This window comes from Roseateles noduli (assembly GCF_050626985.1).
GTDB classification, from domain to species: domain Bacteria; phylum Pseudomonadota; class Gammaproteobacteria; order Burkholderiales; family Burkholderiaceae_C; genus Roseateles; species Roseateles noduli_A.
In genome coordinates this window covers 3,515,915-3,530,405 of sequence record NZ_CP192463.1, presented here as the reverse complement: position 1 = coordinate 3,530,405, position 14,491 = coordinate 3,515,915, and the positions used below count along the sequence as shown (strand labels likewise).

Here is a 14,491-nt window from a genome sequence, read left to right as displayed (position 1 = left end):
TGCTCATCGATTCAGCCCCACACGAAGGCCTGGTCCGCATCGAACGGATGCGTGGCGCGCCAGTGGCGGGCGATGTCGACGCGGCGGGCGACCCAGACACGGTCGTGCTTCTCGACGTGATCGAGGAAACGCTGCAGCGCGCGCATCCGGCCCGGCCGGCCGAGCAGCCGGCAATGCATGCCGATGCTCATCATCTTGGGCGACTCGGCGCCCTCGGCGTAGAGCACGTCGAAGGTGTCGCGCAGGTACTCGAAGAACTCATCGCCATGGCTGAAGCCCTGCGGCAGCGCGAAGCGCATGTCATTGCAGTCCAGCGTGTAGGGCACGACCAGATGCGGCGTCAGCGCGCCGTCGGTCTTGCGGACGTTGAGCCAGAACGGCAGGTCGTCGCCGTAGTAGTCGCTGTCGTACTCGAAGCCGCCGAAATCGGCCACGAGCCGGCGCGTGTGGGGGCTGTCGCGGCCGGTGTACCAGCCCGACGGCCGCTCGCCGGTCAGCTGCTGGATGATGTCCATGCCGATGTCCATGTGCTGGCGCTCGATGGATTCATCGACGCCCTGGTAATGGATCCATCGCCAGCCGTGGCACGCGATCTCGTGGTTCAGCTCGACGAAGGCCTTCGTCAGCTCCGGATGCCGCTCCAGCGCCATCGACACGCCGAAGACCGTCAGCGGCAGCGCGCGTTTCTCGAACTCGCGCAGCAACCGCCACACGCCGGCGCGCGAGCCGTATTCGTAGATGCCTTCCATGCTCAGGTGCCGCGCGGGATAGGCCGCGGGGTTGAACATCTCGGACAGGAACTGCTCGCTGCCGGCGTCGCCGTGCAGCACGGAGTTCTCGCCGCCTTCCTCGTAGTTGAGGACGAACTGCACGGCAATGCGCGCCTGGCCCGGCCACTGCGCGTGCGGCGGATGCTCGCCGTAGCCGATCAGGTCGCGGGGATAACCGGGAGAGACAACGGGCTTCATGCGACGGGTGTCATGCGACGGGTTGGGTGGAGGTGTCGGAGGTGTCGGAGGAGGGCGGCGCGATCAGCGTTGAAGGACCGACTTCAGGTCCTGCACGCGCGGATCGAGCCGCAGGTTGGCCTCGACGTTGCCGAGGTGGGCATCGAGCAGCTTCAGCGCCGCGCGTTTGTCGCGGGCCTCCAGCGCGTCGACGATGGCGTCGTGCTCGGCCTGCGACTCGGCGGCGGAATGGGAGCTCTGGTACATCAGCGCGATCAGCGAGCTGCGCGAGAGCAGGTCGGTGAGCAGCTGCGCCAGCACCTCGTTGCCCTGCATGCGGGCGAGCACGACGTGGAAGTCCGCCAGCAGCCGCGTGCGGCCGGGGACGTCGGTGCGGGCGACGGCCTCGCGTTCCTGCTTCAGATGGGCGCGCAGCTGCTTGATCTGCGCGGGTGTGATGCGCTGGCAGAGGTCGGCCAGCATCGCGGCCTCGAGCATCTTGCGCACCTCGAAGACCTGGCGCGCTTCCTCGACGCTGGGCTGCGCGACGAAGGCGCCGCGCGCCGGCTCCAGCCGCACGAGCCGATCGCGACTGAGCTGGTTCAGCGCCTGCCGCACCAGCGTGCGCGAGCAGTCGAAGATGTCCGCCAGCTGCTGCTCCACCAGCTTGGTGCCCGGCATCAGCCGGCGCTCGACGATCGCCTGCGTGATGGCGGCGGTGATGCGTCCGGTGACGGAAGCGCTGGCATCGATGTCCCGGGCGTTCATGGTGTTCGAGAGTGTATACACTTTGCGCTTTCACTCCCCTTTGACCGAAGGCGCCGATGGGCAAGCTCACGACTCACGTCCTCGACACCATGCATGGCAGCCCGGCCGCAGGCATGGCCGTCCGGCTGTACCGGATCGAAGCGGGCGAACCGCAGCTGCTGCAGGCGCTGACGCTGAACGCCGACGGCCGCGCGGACGGGCCGCTGCTCGACGGCGCGGCGCTGCAGGTCGGGCGCTACCGGCTGGTCTTCGCGGTGGCCGAGTACTTCCGCGGCCGGCACGTGACGCTGCCGGAGCCGGCCTTCCTGGACGAGGTGCCGCTGGACTTCGGCATCGCCGATCCCGGCGCGCACTACCACGTGCCACTGCTGGCGAGCCCCTGGTCGTACTCGACCTACCGAGGCAGCTGAGGTCCTCGCATGCGCTCCTGGCAGACGCTGGCCCTGAGACTCGCGCGCGAGCCGGCGGTGCTGGTGCGCGTTGACGAGCTGCAGGGCAGCAGCCCGCGGGAGGTCGGTGCCTGGATGGCGGTGACCGCGTCCGACGTGGTGAACACGATCGGCGGCGGGCAGCTCGAGTTCGACGCGATCGCCAAGGCGCGGGCCGCGCTGGCGTCGGGACGGGTGATGGAGGCGCGCCAGCGCTTCGCGCTCGGGCCCTCGTTGGGGCAATGCTGCGGCGGTGTCGTCTGGCTGGCCTTCGAATGGCTGGATGCGCAGTCGATCGCCGGACTGGCCGATCGCCTGGGCGATCAGCGCGAGTGGCGTCGCATCGCGCTGTTCGGCGGCGGTCATGTGGGCCGGGCGATCGTCGACCTGCTGGCGAAGCTGCCGGCGACGGTGCACTGGATCGACAGCCGCGAGGGCGTGTTCCCGGAGCCGCTGCCGGACAACGTCCGTGCCGAGCACTCCGAGCCCGTGCAGGGCGCGGTGCCGACGCTGGCCCCGGGCTCGCACGTGCTGATCATGAGCTTCAGCCACGCCGAGGACCTCGACATCCTCGCCAGTTGCCTGAAGCGCCAGCGCGAGTCGCGCGATCTCCCATACATCGGCCTGATCGGCAGCAAGAGCAAGTGGGCGACCTTCCGCCACCGGCTGGAGGCGCGCGGCTTCACGCCCGCCGAGCTGGCGCACGTGACCTGCCCCATCGGCATTCCCGGCATCCCCGGCAAGCAGCCGGAGATGGTCGCCCTGTCGGTCGTGGCGCAGGCGATGCAGGAGCCCACCGAGCCGCTGTAAGGCTCCTCTCCCGCTTGCGGAAGAGGGAGCAGGAGGGCCGCACTTCCACCGCTGCGGGCCCTCACCCCCGCCCTCTCCCGCAAGCGGGAGAGGGAGCAATGCAGCCACCTGGCACAAGCGATGGACGAGCTCTTCCGGCTCCCTCTCCCGCTTGCGGGAGAGGGCAGGGGTGAGGGCCAGCGGCCGTCGCAGTCCGCGTCCAAGACTGTATACACTTCGCCCCTAGACGTCGCCGCGGCGCCCAGGTTTTCTCAGCGCGACGCTTGCCGGTTCACAGCGCCCGCAGTGGTGGTCCGGATCTTGCTCGACGTTCGTTGATGGACAGCTACCTGCTTGACTGGGCCAATCTGCTGCTGCGCTGGCTGCACGTGATCGTGGCCATCGCCTGGATCGGCGCCTCGTTCTATTTCGTCTGGCTGGACAACCACCTGCTCAAGCCGCAGGCCGAGGACCTGAAGTCCAAGGGCGTGGACGGCGAGTTGTGGGCGGTGCACGGCGGCGGCTTCTACAACCCGCAGAAGTACATGGTCGCGCCGGCCAACCTGCCGCAGCACCTGCACTGGTTCTACTGGGAGAGCTACTGGACGTGGATGAGCGGCTTCGCGCTCTTCGCGCTGCTGTACCTCTTCAACGCCGACACCTACCTGATCGACAAGCGCGTCTTCGACTGGAGCGCGCCCGCGGCCGTGGCCGGTGCGCTCGGTTTCCTCGTGGGCGGCTGGCTGGTCTACGACCAGATCTGCCGGCGCTTCGGCCGCAAGGCCGACGGCTCGATCGGCAACGACGGCGTGGTGCTCGGCCTGATCGCGGTGGCGGTCGTCGGCGCGGCCTGGGGCGCGTGCCAGCTCTTCGCGGGCCGTGCGGCCTTCCTGATCACGGGCGCGATGATCGCCACGATGATGAGCGCGAACGTCTTCTTCTGGATCATCCCGGGCCAGAAGCAGGTGATCGCGGACATGCGGGCGGGGCGGCCAGTGGACCCGGTCCACGGCCAGCGCGGCAAGCAGCGCAGCGTGCACAACACCTATTTCACGCTGCCGGTGCTGATCGCGATGCTGTCCAACCACTACGGCATGCTGTACAGCCACGCGCACAACTGGCTGGTGCTGGTGATGCTGATGCTGACGGGCGCGCTGGTGCGGACCTGGTTCGTGAAGCGCCACAAGGGCATCGACGCATGGCCGCTGCTGGTGGCGGTGGTCATGCTGCTCGCGGTGCTGATCGCGTGGCTGGCGCCGCAGCCGGCGACGGTGCCGGTCACGGCCGCACCGGCGGTGTCTTCTTCGGCAACGCCTGACCCCGGTGCGGCGGGCGCTGGTGGCGACCCGACGAAGGTCACCTTCGAGCAGGTCAGAACGATCGTCAATGCGCGCTGCCTGGCGTGCCACAACGCGGCACTGGCGCCCAAGCGGATCCAATTCCACGAGCCGCAGATGATCGAGCAGCACGCGGCCGAGATCTACCAGCAGGTCGTGGTGCAGAAGACCATGCCGCTGAACAACTCGACCGGCATCACCGATGAGGAACGGGCGGCGTTGGGGCGGTGGTTCAAGGCGCGGTGAGCGGACGCACGTGCGTCACGCGGCGTCCGTTGGCCAGGTCTTGAGCATCTGCCGCAGCCGCTTCCGCCCGTCGCTGTTGGTCTCCCGATAGGTCTTGAGCGCCAGCGCGACGAACTGCTGTTCGGCCTGACTCATGCCCTTGGGGGCGCGCTCCTCGTCCAGCCAACCGGACGGTTGGCCGCAGCGAACCTCGAACTGGCGCGCGAGCTTGTCCCCGATGGGGCGTTCTCCCGACTTGGCCATGCTCCATGTCGCGCGACTGACTTCGAGCTTCTCCGCGAAGGCAGCTTCCAGGCCCTTCGGCGATCCGCCGGTGGCGATGCTCTGCTCGACAAACTCCTGGAAGAGCGACAGGACGTTCTGGCGGCGGACGGTCGAAGTGGGCGTGGTCACGGGCTGATGTGAAAAGTATTCACAAATTCTAGTTGACGACGATGTGAACGGTGTTCACAATCCGCTTCATTCCAGAACAACGGAACGGGTCGAACGACCTGCTCCCTTTAGAAGTCAACGAGCTGATCATGAACCGCGCCATCGCCCTCCCGACCAACGCACTGCCTGCCGGCGGTGTGGCTGCGTCCATGGTGGGCGCGCATCACCGCTGCTGTCATTGCCATGCAACCGAAGGCCATCCTTTCCGGATGGCTGTTGCGGATGACGGGGCGGATCACACAGCGCGCAGGGCCTAGCCGACAAGCGCGTCAAGATTCGCAGGACTCGAAAGAGGCCCGGATTCCGCAAGGATCCGGGCCTCTTTCTTTTTTGGTTTTCCTTTCTCGGGTGTGTCCGCGCACAAGCGGCGGGCCGGCTCGACGTGCATGTGTGCCGACGCGGCCGCGTCGGCATGCAGCGAGACGCACCGTGCAGACGGTCGGGCTCGCGTGCGGACACAGCCGAGAGAGGACATCTCACGCATTCATCTCGACGTAGCCAAGAGGTTCAAGGCGGCGGATTGCAAATCCGTTGGCGCAAGCCGTCCCCGGTTCGAATCCGGGCGTCGAGTCCAGTTCAAGGGTGGCCGTAGCGCAGTGGGTCAGCGCGCCGGGTTGTGGCCCCGGAGGCCGTCGGTTCGATCCCGACCGGTCACCCCATCCATTGCCGCATCGAGGGAAAGCCCTCATCCGCTCATCTACGTCCGTGGCTTCGCGATGAAGGCGCCCGCGCTCAACCGCTTCCTGTTCGAGCGATCGTCCTGCGACGAATGCCCGTCAGTTCGGTGAGCAGAGTCTCCGACGCGGGGGAGGTGCCCGCTCGCAACAGGAGAGCGGCACGTCGTACGGCGCCAAAGACAGCCGCCAGCCAATCGGCATCGGCACGGCGCCCCACGAAATGTCCGGCCGCCGTCGCACCGGCGGCCAGCCCACCCATCATGAGTGTGCTGACGGTCGCCTTCAGAGCGTGTTCGGCAGCCAGGATCGGCGTCTGGTCGAGACTGACCGCCGCCGTGGCGCCGGTGGTCAGCATGGCCCCGGGGATGACTTTGGCGGCCGTCATCGACAGACCCAGTTCCGGAATGACGCCGACGTTGATGCCCAGCAGCAATCCCACCATCGGCGTGATCACCGCACCCGTGACGGCGAAGGTGGAGGGCGCAATGGCGCCTGTGCCAAGACCCCTGGCGTATGCCAGCAGGGCATGCAGGCCGATCTCGCCCTTGGACGGGTTTGGTCTTTCTGAAGGAGCTGCGGCAGATTCCGTTGCGCAAGCAGTTTGAAGTTGCTGGATTGCCGGTTGTCCAAGGTCTTGCGATTCAACACGTTGGCCACGCCGCCGGAGATCAGTCCGCCGCCCGCGTCACCGGCAAAGTCGATGCCGTCACGCACGTCACGGGAGATGCCGGCCGGGAAGGCCACGGCGTAAACGACCGAAGGCACCACGGCACGAAGCAGCGCATTCTTCGTGAACGTGGCCGCCGCGGAAATGCCGACCCGCGTCCCGATGTCCTTGCACTCGCTCATGCGCATCTTCCGTGCGACATCGCTCGTCAGCGGGCCCGATCCCGCGTAGGAGAGCGCGTCCTTGAGCGCACTCGCGCCGCTGCCCGCGATGCAGTCGAGGTAGCCCACGATGGTGCCCGCGACTGCGCCGAACGCGATCGCGCCCCCCACGCCGCCGATCCCACCCAGCAACGCTGGGGCAATCTTCGGCGCCACGGCGTACATGAACGCGCCCATGCCGGCGCCGTAGCCCACCTGGCCCAAGGCCCCCGTGGCGAAGGCCACCTTGTCGTCATGCGCCTGCGCCCGGGTCAGGAACCTGTTGACCTTCATCGTCGTGTTGATGCCATGGTCCACCAGGATGATGGCGGCCTTGCGCAAGGTGGTGATGTAGTCCGCCTCATGAGCGAGACGGGACAGTCCGAATTTCTGGAACGCCTCGGCGAGGCCCGGAGCCAGGTAGTTCGTCAGTTGCCGGACCTGTTGTTCGATGTCGGCGGAAGCCAGCAGATCCAGCGGGCCGTGGGCGCCGTATGTCTGGCGGACCTGGTCCACCACCAGCTCGAACGATGCCTCCTCGTCGGCCTGCCGGCCGTTGGAAAGAATCGCCTGCTCGATCGTGTGGAGGTCGCTTGCCGTGGCCTGATGAATGGCCAGGCGCAGCCCGTTGGCGTTCACGCATGTGCGATCGATGAGCTGCTGCCGGGTGTCGGCCACGTTCGGGCTCTGGGCCAGATCGCACAAGGCGATCAGGACGTCAGTCCTGATGGCATCAGGCGACCGTCCGGTGGCCTCGGCCAGACCCAGGGCCATCTCATCAATGCGCGTCTCCAGGTGCTTGCGGGCGCTGGCCACCATGGCCTTCTCGAACGCCTCGGTGGCCCGACTGTCCGGATCGCCGGGTCGCAGCAGGGACAACACATCCTCTGCGGAGTCCTCGACGCCCTGAAGCAACTCTTCTTGCGAGTGGCTCGGCGTGGCATGCGGACTGTGGGAGCGGATGACGAACTCCTCGACGCTGGTCGAGGAATGAGTCGGACCGAGAAGGTGGGTTGCACTGGGCATCGGAGCTTCCTGCCATGCATGCGGGGACCCTTTAGGGAGGGCACGGGCCCATTGCGTTCCCGATGGAGCATCCCCCTTTGGAGGTGGCTCCGCGGGAATCCTGACTCGTTCCTCTGCGCTTCATCCCTCGCGCGCGAACGTGGGGCCGACGTGTTTGCTAGGGTCATTCCGGTAGCGTCTGGCGTGCTCCGGAATCAGAATTCAAAACAACGTTTCAAAAATCAGAAGCGAACAGGATTCCGATGACAACGCGCGTGGCCGTGATCGGCGAATGCATGCTGGAGCTCAAGGGCGAGGCCTTTGGCGCGATGACGCTGGGCTACGGCGGGGACACGTTCAACACCGCCGTCTATCTGCGCCGTTGCGGCGCGGCGGCGGGCCTGGAGGTGGCGTATGCGACGGCCCTCGGCGAGGACGGTCTCAGCGCCGGCCTGCTCGACCGTTGGCGCGAGCAGGGCATCGACACGCGCCTGGTGCGGCGCCTCGCGGGCCGCATGCCGGGGCTCTACATGATCGGGGTCGACGGACGCGGCGAGCGCAGCTTCCACTACTGGCGCGACACCGCCGCGGCGAAGGCGTACTTCGAGGTCGAACTCACGCCGCTGGAGGCGCACGCGCATGAGTTCGACGCGCTCTACCTCAGCGGCATCACGCTCGCGATCCTGCCGCCGGCGGGGCGGGAGCGTCTCTATGCATTGATGGCCGCGATGCGCGAGCGCGGCGCTCATGTCGTCTTCGACAACAACTACCGGCCTCGCCTGTGGGCGGACCGGCATGCGGCGCGTGTCGAGTTCGAGCGGGCCTTCTCGCTCGCCACGATCGCGCTGGTGACGGCGGACGATCATCAGGCACTGATGGACCTGCCGGACCTCGACGCGGCCATCGCTCATGCGAAGGCCTTGTCGACACCCGAAGTGCTGATCAAGCGCGGCGCTTCATCGACGCTCGTTCGTGCTGCCGAGGCGCAAGGGCAACCTGCGCAGGCCGCTGGCCCTCACCCCAACCCTCTCCCGCAAGCGGGAGAGGGGGAGGGACGGGGCGTGTGGCTCGAAGCGCCGACGCAGTGGGTCGAGCGCGTCGTCGACACGACGGCGGCCGGTGACTCCTTCGCGGGCGGCTATCTGGCGCGTCGGCTGTCGGGGCACGATGCCGTGAGCGCGGCGGCGCATGGGAACCGGGTGGCGGCGCGTGTGATCGGTCACCCCGGCGCGATCATTCCCGCCGAGGCGATGGCAGATCTGCTCTGAATCCGCGCCGGTTCCGGGCCGACTCCGCACCGACTCCGCGCCGACTTCGCGCTGAAGTCTGCGTTGGAGGTTTGGAACGCCGTGCTCAGCGCATCCAGCGCTTGAGCTCTGGCATCACGACGACCAGTTGCTCGGCGACCATCGCCGAGAACACCTGCGCGCCCTTGGCGCCCAGGTGCGTGCGGTCGAAGACGGGATTCGCGGCGCCCGCGCGCTCGGGCGAGGACGCGGCCTGCGCAGGTGCATCGATCGGCTTCGGCGCCATCGCGAGCGTGTCGGCTTCGGTCTCGCCCATCGTCTGCACCGCCGCGTGGCTGATCGCGTTCAAGTCGATCAATGGGACCTGGTGCTCGGCGCTGACGCGGATCGTCGCGTCGGCCCAGGGGCGCAGGTTGTTCTCGAGCCTGCCTTGCGCATCGAAGCTGCGGCGCGTGAGCGGCGTGAGCATCACCAGACGCGCGCCGGTCGGCGCGACGTCGGCGATGTAGCCGGCCAGGTTCACGGGGAATTCGGTCTGCAGGTCCGTGGAGCGGCCCGGCTTGCCGGGCTGGTCGTTGTGCCCGAACTGCATCAGCACCACGTCGGCCTGGCCCGGCGGCCGATCACGCAGCAGCGTCAAGACCTGACCCCAGAGGCCTTCGGCGCGGAAGCTCTTCGTGCTGCGCCCGCCCTTGGCGACGTTGAGGCAGGTGACTTCGGGTTTGAAGCGTGCGCAGAGCGCGTCGCCGTAGCCGCTTTTCGTGGCCATCGTCGAATCGCCGACGAGGATCACGCGCAACGAGGACGCCGTGGTCTGCGCATGCGCGGCGCCGGCCACAAGGACGAGCGCCGCGAGCCATGCCTTCTTCATGAGTTCTCCGAGGTGATGCGACCGGAATGAGGCTTGGGAGTCCAGGAGGGATCCCCCATGCCTCGTGGAGAGTCGGCGCTCGTCCTCCGCAGTCGTTCGCGAATCCTCCACGGTGCTGCGAGAGGAACGGAGCGAAGCGTCGTCGCTCCGCCTCACGCAGTCAAGCAGGCAAGCTCAGAACTTGTAGCTCGCCCCCAGCAGGAACTCCCGCCCCGTCACGTGATAGACCACGGGACTGTTGCGCGCCCGGGAGATGAACTGGTCGTTCGCCTCGTTGGTCAGGTTGACGCCCTCGAGCGTGATCGTGAGGTTGTCGTTGACCTTGTACGAGATCGACGCATCCACGTTGAGCGAGGCGTTCTTCCCTTCGACGTCGTTGTTGTTCTGCCCCGGCACCCGGGTCAGGAACGACGAGCGCTTGGACGCCGACACCCGCGCGCTGAAGATGTTGTCGTCGTAGTACAGCGTGGCGTTCCACGACTTCGGCGACATGTTGAGCAGGTCGTCCGAGATGGTCGTGTTGCTGGTCGGCGAGATCAGGTAGGTGATCTTGGACTTCACGTAGGTGTAGTTCAGCACCGTGCCGAAGTTCTTCCCCCAGCTCGGCAGGAAGGTGAACGGCTGCTGGTAGTTCAGCTCGATGCCGCGCAGCTTGCCCCCGGGGGTGTTGATCGGCGTCGTGAGCTGGAACACTTCCTCGCCGGTGAAGTTGGACGGCAGCAGCGACAGCGGCAGCCCCGTCTGGTTGTACGGTGCGTTGGTGCGCAGGCTCTGGATGTAGGTGTCGATGTTCTTCTGGAACAGGCCCACGCCGATGAAGGCGTTGCGGCCGAAGTACCACTCCAGGCTGCCGTCGAAGGTCTTCGCGCGGAAGGGCTTCAGGTACGGGTTGCCCGTGGTGATGGACAGCGTGCCGGTCGTGCTGATCGTGCCGCCCGGATTCAGGTTACCGAGCTGCGGACGCGCCATCACCTTGGCCGCGGCGAAGCGCGCGATCAGGTCCTTGGTCAGGTTGGCCGAGATGTTCAGCGCCGGCAGCCAGTCCTTGTACTTCTGCCCGATGACGACCTCGGTGCCGCCGCCGGTGGCCAGGTAGCCGGTGGCGTCCTGCTCGGTCACGACGTAGCGCACGCCGACGTTGCCCTGTAGGCGCAGGCCGAGCAGGCGACCCTCGAAGTCCGCCTGCACGAAGCCGCCGGTGTCCTTCTCGACCACCGCGCGGTTGTTGCCGCGCGCGTTGCCGTTGGTGGTCGAGGACAGCGTGTAGTCGCCCGGGCCGCCCGCGGGACCGCTCTTGATGCAGTTGCAGTAGATGTCGTAGGCCGCCGCGATCGCGTTGAGGTCGGGAATGACCCACGAGGTCGGCGTCCCCGCCGGCAGGCTCAGGCCGCGGCCGAAGCCGGTCAGCATCTTCGTCAGCACGCCCGATCCCGCCGCCGGCGAGAAGATCGTGTCGTTCTGGTTGATGCGTCGGAATTCGAAGGTGTCGAAGCTGTACTTCTTGTAGTCGAAGCCGGCCTTCAGCGTCAGCGTGTCCGGCATCACTTCCCAGGCCAGGTCCAGGTGGGCGATGTCGTTGACGTTGTTGGCGCCCTGCGGCCGGATGCGGACCTCGCTGGTGGTCGTGTTGGTGACCGTCGTCGGTTGCGTGCCCGTCGTGACCTGCGGCACGCCGACGATCTGCAGCGCGCCGTTCTGCGCGGTCGGATCGAAGGGGTACTTGATGACCGGCAGCCGGTCGTTGTCGCGGAAGTCCAGCGTGTAGCCGTTGACGTTCAGCGCGTCCAGCGTCACCGTCGTCTGCACCGGGTTGCGGAACTTGGAATCCGCCCGGCCCACCTTGGCATTGAGCTTGAGGTGGTCGGTGATGTCCTGCTCCAGCGTCAGGCTCGGCTGCCGGAAGGTGGTCGTCAGCTCGTCATAGCGCGACTCGGCGCGGATGTCGACGCCGTTGAACACCCCGTACTGCAGCGCGCCGTTGGGCGCGTACTGCGCCTCGACCACGCTGGTCTGCGGCTTGCCGCCCTGGCTGGCCGTGCGGCTGAAGGAGATCGCCTCGAGGAAGTCCTCCCGCCGCGTCGCGTCGAGCTTCGAATACAGCATGTCGAAGGTCAGCAGCGTGCGGTCCGTCGGGCGGAACTGGATCGAGCCGGTCAGGCCGAGCCGGTCCTGGTCATGCGACAAGCGGCCGTAGCGCGGCAGGCGAGGGTGGAAGTTGTCGGCGCTGCTGGCCGCGTTGTAGGCCGCGGTCGCGCCCGCCGACGCGGGCAGGCGCGGCACCCCCTGCGCGGCGGGGCCGCAGTTCGCGGCGGTGGTCGTCGGATTCGCCGGGGTCACGCCCTGCGGCGAGCACCAGCCGCCGGAGGACGCGCCGTTGTCCCAGCGTACCGTCGAGAAACCTTCCTCGAAGAGCCGGCGCTTGGAGTACGCGCCCGACACCAGCACGCCGAGCTTCTTGTCCAGGAACACGTCGCTGAGCAGGAAGGCCGCGCGCGGGTCGGTCTCGCGCGCCAGGTCGTTGTAGCGGGCCTTCACCGAGGCGGCGACGACGCGCTTGTTGAAGTCGAAGGGCCGCGCGGCCTGCAGGTCCACGGTCGCGCCGAGCGAGCCCTCGTCCACTTCGGCCGAGCTGCTCTTGCGCACGGTGATCGTGTTGAAGAGCTCGGCGGCGAAGACGTTGAAGTCGAAACCGCGCGAGCGGTTCGCGCCGCCGGAGCTGTCGGTGCCGCCGGTCGTGGCCAGCGCTTCGATGCCGTTGATGCGCACGCGCGTGAAGTCCGCGCCCAGGCCGCGCACGGTGATGTTGCGGCCTTCGCCGGCGTCGCGGTCGATCACGACGCCCGGGATGCGCTGCAGCGATTCGGCCAGGTTGGTGTCGGGGAACTTGGCGATGTCCTCGGCCTTGATCACGTCGACGATGCCGCGGTCCTGGCGCTTGGCGTTCAGCGCGCTTTCCAGCGAGGCGCGGATGCCGGTGATGACCACCGTGTCCAGGGCCTTGTCGGGGGCAGGTGTTGCTGCCGCAGTGGTCGGGGCGGGCGCTGTCGCGGCGGCAGGTGCGGCGGCCGAGGCGGCCGAGGCGGCCGCGGCCGGCGCGGGCGCGGCCTGGTCCTGGCTCCACGCGGGCAGCGACAGGGTGGCCGTGCCCAGCAGGCAGGCGGCGAGGCGGGTCAGGCGAGGCGTCGGCGACGTCGCGGACGCGGGCTGGGTGCGCTGTGCTCGACGCGAGCGGTCGGACGTGGACGTCCCGAGGCGAGTCCCAATACGGTGGGGCATGACGTTGTCTCCAAGGTTCTTCTGGCCGCGGGCACGGGATCGTGGCCCGTCGCTCTCGCGGCATCGGTCGGTCGCGGGCGCACGCAGGGCGCCGGCAGGGCGGGAGCGGCCATCGCTGCAGTGCGATCGCCACCTCGGTACTGCGGATGCGATCCGCGCCGCGCGCGGACCCTGGGGAACTGCGGGGACGCCGAGGACTAGAGGTAGTCCTCGCGCCGCGGCGAGAACTGGTCCAGCAGCGTGCTGCCGGCCTCCAGCGCGACGACGCCGTGCGTCGTCAGCCGCGGCGCGACGAAGGCGTCGCCCGGCTTGAGCACGCGCTTCACGCCGCCGACGTCGCATTCGAACGAGCCGCTGATCACGAACGCGATCTGGTCATGCGCGTCGTGCGCATGCGGCGTGCCGATGGCGCCCTGGTCGAACTGCACCAGCACCGACATCAGCTCCGGCGTGTGGCCGACGATCTTGCGGCGGATGCCGTCGCCGAGTTCGGTCCACGGCTCGGCGTCGTTCAGGAAATACGGGCTGGTCATCGGGGCGTCTCCTGGATTCAGGACGGTTCTGGGCCGTCGTTGCGAGCAACTATAACGACGTCACGAAAAATTGAAACAGCGGTTCACTACATAGAAACCATAGTTCCGGGAAAGTCCGCAGACCCGTACGCTGCGATCCCATCAGAGCCAACGAAGCCCTGCACACAGCCCCGGACAGTCAGGAGACGAGACATGGAAATCCGCCAACCCATCCACAGTGAACACGCCCGCACGCTGGACACCGAAGGCCTGCGCCGCCAGTTCCTGGTGGAGGACCTGTTCAAGCCCGACGAGGCGACGCTGACCTACAGCCAGATCGACCGGATCATCGTCGGCGGGATCATGCCGGTGACCAAGCCGGTGACCTTCTCGGCGGAGCTGGGCAAGCACACCGGCACCGACTACTTCCTGCAGCGGCGCGAGCTGGGCCTGATCAACATCGGCGGCGCGGCGCGCGTCTTCGTCGACGACACGCAATACGACGTCGGCCCGCGCGAGGCGCTCTACGTCGGCCAGGGCGCCAAGATCGTCGAGTTCAAGAGCGTCGACGCGACGAACCCGGCCAAGCTCTACTTCAACTGCGCGCCGGCGCACACCGCGTATCCGACGCGCAAGGTCACGCTGGCCGAGGCGTCGCCGGAGACGCTGGGCTCGCCCGAGACCAGCAACCGCCGCACCATCCACAAGTTCCTGGTGCCCGACGTGCTGCCGACCTGCCAGCTGCTGATGGGCATGACGCAGCTGGAGCCGGGCAGCCTCTGGAACACGATGCCCTGCCACCAGCACGACCGCCGCATGGAGGTGTACTTCTACTTCGACATGAAGTCCGACGCGGTGGTGTTCCACATGCTGGGCGAGCCGACGCAGACCCGCCACCTGGTCGTGCGCAACGAGCAGGCGGTCATCAGCCCCAGCTGGTCCATCCACTCCGGCGTCGGCACGCAGGCCTACACCTTCATCTGGGGCATGGTCGGCGAGAACCAGGTGTTCAAGGACATGGACCACGTGCCGATGACGACGCTGCGCTGAGCGCGGATCGTGGTGTCACGGCAATCAACGGAACGAATC

13 protein-coding genes and 2 tRNA genes are annotated in these 14,491 nt (G+C 67.6%); 7 read left to right on the top strand and 8 right to left on the bottom strand.

Going from position 1 to position 14,491, the window contains the following annotated elements:
- Nucleotides 1–11: 11 nt before the first annotated feature.
- Nucleotides 12–968: an allantoinase PuuE gene (gene puuE / locus ACQ4L4_RS15405; protein WP_431099809.1), complete on the bottom strand. Its 957-nt coding sequence runs from the start codon at nt 966–968 to the stop codon at nt 12–14.
- 63 nt (nt 969–1,031) lie between these two features.
- Complete coding sequence (locus ACQ4L4_RS15400) at nt 1,032–1,715, bottom strand: GntR family transcriptional regulator (RefSeq protein ID WP_067276517.1); 684 nt, start codon at nt 1,713–1,715, stop codon at nt 1,032–1,034.
- A 56-nt stretch (nt 1,716–1,771) separates the two neighbouring features.
- Here ACQ4L4_RS15400 and uraH point away from each other — a divergent pair, with 56 nt between their 5' ends.
- The 3 genes from uraH to ACQ4L4_RS15385 all read left to right on the top strand — a co-directional run bounded on the left by uraH (nt 1,772) and on the right by ACQ4L4_RS15385 (nt 4,515).
- Nucleotides 1,772–2,125 carry a hydroxyisourate hydrolase gene (uraH, locus tag ACQ4L4_RS15395; protein WP_431099808.1) on the top strand — a complete coding sequence of 118 codons (354 nt, stop codon included), beginning with the start codon at nt 1,772–1,774 and terminating at the stop codon, nt 2,123–2,125.
- 9 nt (nt 2,126–2,134) lie between these two features.
- A complete protein-coding gene (xdhC, locus tag ACQ4L4_RS15390; protein WP_431099807.1) occupies nt 2,135–2,953 on the top strand; it encodes a xanthine dehydrogenase accessory protein XdhC in 819 nt (272 codons plus the stop codon).
- 317 nt (nt 2,954–3,270) lie between these two features.
- Entirely contained in the window at nt 3,271–4,515 is a 1,245-nt protein-coding gene (locus ACQ4L4_RS15385; protein ID WP_431099806.1) for a urate hydroxylase PuuD, read from the top strand.
- Nucleotides 4,516–4,530: 15 nt separating this feature from the next.
- Here the strand turns inward: ACQ4L4_RS15385 and ACQ4L4_RS15380 are convergent, their stop codons facing one another.
- Complete coding sequence (locus ACQ4L4_RS15380) at nt 4,531–4,908, bottom strand: hypothetical protein (RefSeq protein WP_431099805.1); 378 nt, start codon at nt 4,906–4,908, stop codon at nt 4,531–4,533.
- 527 nt (nt 4,909–5,435) lie between these two features.
- On the opposite strand from ACQ4L4_RS15380, the gene ACQ4L4_RS15375 reads away from it, so the two are divergent.
- Together ACQ4L4_RS15375 and ACQ4L4_RS15370 are read left to right on the top strand one after the other, a co-directional pair.
- Nucleotides 5,436–5,521, top strand: a tRNA-Cys gene (locus tag ACQ4L4_RS15375).
- 8 nt (nt 5,522–5,529) lie between these two features.
- Nucleotides 5,530–5,606: transfer RNA gene (locus ACQ4L4_RS15370), tRNA-His, on the top strand.
- A gap of 73 nt (nt 5,607–5,679) precedes the next feature.
- On the opposite strand, the gene ACQ4L4_RS15365 is transcribed toward ACQ4L4_RS15370, so the two are convergent.
- Both ACQ4L4_RS15365 and ACQ4L4_RS15360 read right to left on the bottom strand, forming a co-directional pair.
- On the bottom strand, nt 5,680–6,066 hold the full coding sequence (locus tag ACQ4L4_RS15365; protein ID WP_431099804.1) for a hypothetical protein: 387 nt from the start codon (nt 6,064–6,066) through the stop codon (nt 5,680–5,682).
- Between the two features lie 8 nt (nt 6,067–6,074).
- Nucleotides 6,075–7,517, bottom strand: coding sequence for a hypothetical protein (locus ACQ4L4_RS15360; protein WP_431099803.1), 1,443 nt, complete (start codon nt 7,515–7,517; stop codon nt 6,075–6,077).
- Nucleotides 7,518–7,759: 242 nt separating this feature from the next.
- Between ACQ4L4_RS15360 and ACQ4L4_RS15355 the strand changes: the two genes are divergently transcribed.
- Nucleotides 7,760–8,764, top strand: a complete 1,005-nt coding sequence (locus ACQ4L4_RS15355; RefSeq protein WP_431099802.1) for a sugar kinase — start codon at nt 7,760–7,762, stop codon at nt 8,762–8,764.
- A gap of 85 nt (nt 8,765–8,849) precedes the next feature.
- Here ACQ4L4_RS15355 and ACQ4L4_RS15350 read toward each other — a convergent pair whose 3' ends face one another.
- From ACQ4L4_RS15350 to ACQ4L4_RS15340, 3 genes are all read right to left on the bottom strand, one after another.
- The gene (locus tag ACQ4L4_RS15350) at nt 8,850–9,614 is read right to left on the bottom strand and encodes a rhamnogalacturonan acetylesterase (RefSeq protein WP_431099800.1); all 765 of its coding nucleotides are present in this window, start codon (nt 9,612–9,614) and stop codon (nt 8,850–8,852) included.
- Between the two features lie 174 nt (nt 9,615–9,788).
- Nucleotides 9,789–12,890 (bottom strand): TonB-dependent receptor, encoded by a 3,102-nt coding sequence (locus tag ACQ4L4_RS15345; RefSeq protein WP_431099799.1) that lies wholly within the window; start codon nt 12,888–12,890, stop codon nt 9,789–9,791.
- Between the two features lie 197 nt (nt 12,891–13,087).
- Complete coding sequence (locus tag ACQ4L4_RS15340) at nt 13,088–13,423, bottom strand: cupin domain-containing protein (protein WP_431099798.1); 336 nt, start codon at nt 13,421–13,423, stop codon at nt 13,088–13,090.
- Nucleotides 13,424–13,615: 192 nt separating this feature from the next.
- Between ACQ4L4_RS15340 and kduI the strand changes: the two genes are divergently transcribed.
- On the top strand, nt 13,616–14,452 hold the full coding sequence (kduI, locus tag ACQ4L4_RS15335; protein ID WP_431099797.1) for a 5-dehydro-4-deoxy-D-glucuronate isomerase: 837 nt from the start codon (nt 13,616–13,618) through the stop codon (nt 14,450–14,452).
- The last annotated feature ends 39 nt before the right edge of the window (nt 14,453–14,491 follow it).

Bases quoted from the DNA above. Each gene is read 5' to 3' on its own strand.
- puuE (WP_431099809.1), bottom strand. From the start codon at position 968: ATGAAGCCCGTTGTCTCTCCCGGTTATCCCCGCGACCTGATCGGCTAC.
- ACQ4L4_RS15400 (WP_067276517.1), bottom strand. From the start codon at position 1,715: ATGAACGCCCGGGACATCGATGCCAGCGCTTCCGTCACCGGACGCATC.
- uraH (WP_431099808.1), top strand. From the start codon at position 1,772: ATGGGCAAGCTCACGACTCACGTCCTCGACACCATGCATGGCAGCCCG.
- xdhC (WP_431099807.1), top strand. From the start codon at position 2,135: ATGCGCTCCTGGCAGACGCTGGCCCTGAGACTCGCGCGCGAGCCGGCG.
- ACQ4L4_RS15385 (WP_431099806.1), top strand. From the start codon at position 3,271: ATGGACAGCTACCTGCTTGACTGGGCCAATCTGCTGCTGCGCTGGCTG.
- ACQ4L4_RS15365 (WP_431099804.1), bottom strand. From the start codon at position 6,066: ATGGTGGGATTGCTGCTGGGCATCAACGTCGGCGTCATTCCGGAACTG.
- ACQ4L4_RS15360 (WP_431099803.1), bottom strand. From the start codon at position 7,517: ATGCCCAGTGCAACCCACCTTCTCGGTCCGACTCATTCCTCGACCAGC.
- ACQ4L4_RS15355 (WP_431099802.1), top strand. From the start codon at position 7,760: ATGACAACGCGCGTGGCCGTGATCGGCGAATGCATGCTGGAGCTCAAG.
- ACQ4L4_RS15350 (WP_431099800.1), bottom strand. From the start codon at position 9,614: ATGAAGAAGGCATGGCTCGCGGCGCTCGTCCTTGTGGCCGGCGCCGCG.
- ACQ4L4_RS15345 (WP_431099799.1), bottom strand. From the start codon at position 12,890: ATGCCCCACCGTATTGGGACTCGCCTCGGGACGTCCACGTCCGACCGC.
- ACQ4L4_RS15340 (WP_431099798.1), bottom strand. From the start codon at position 13,423: ATGACCAGCCCGTATTTCCTGAACGACGCCGAGCCGTGGACCGAACTC.
- kduI (WP_431099797.1), top strand. From the start codon at position 13,616: ATGGAAATCCGCCAACCCATCCACAGTGAACACGCCCGCACGCTGGAC.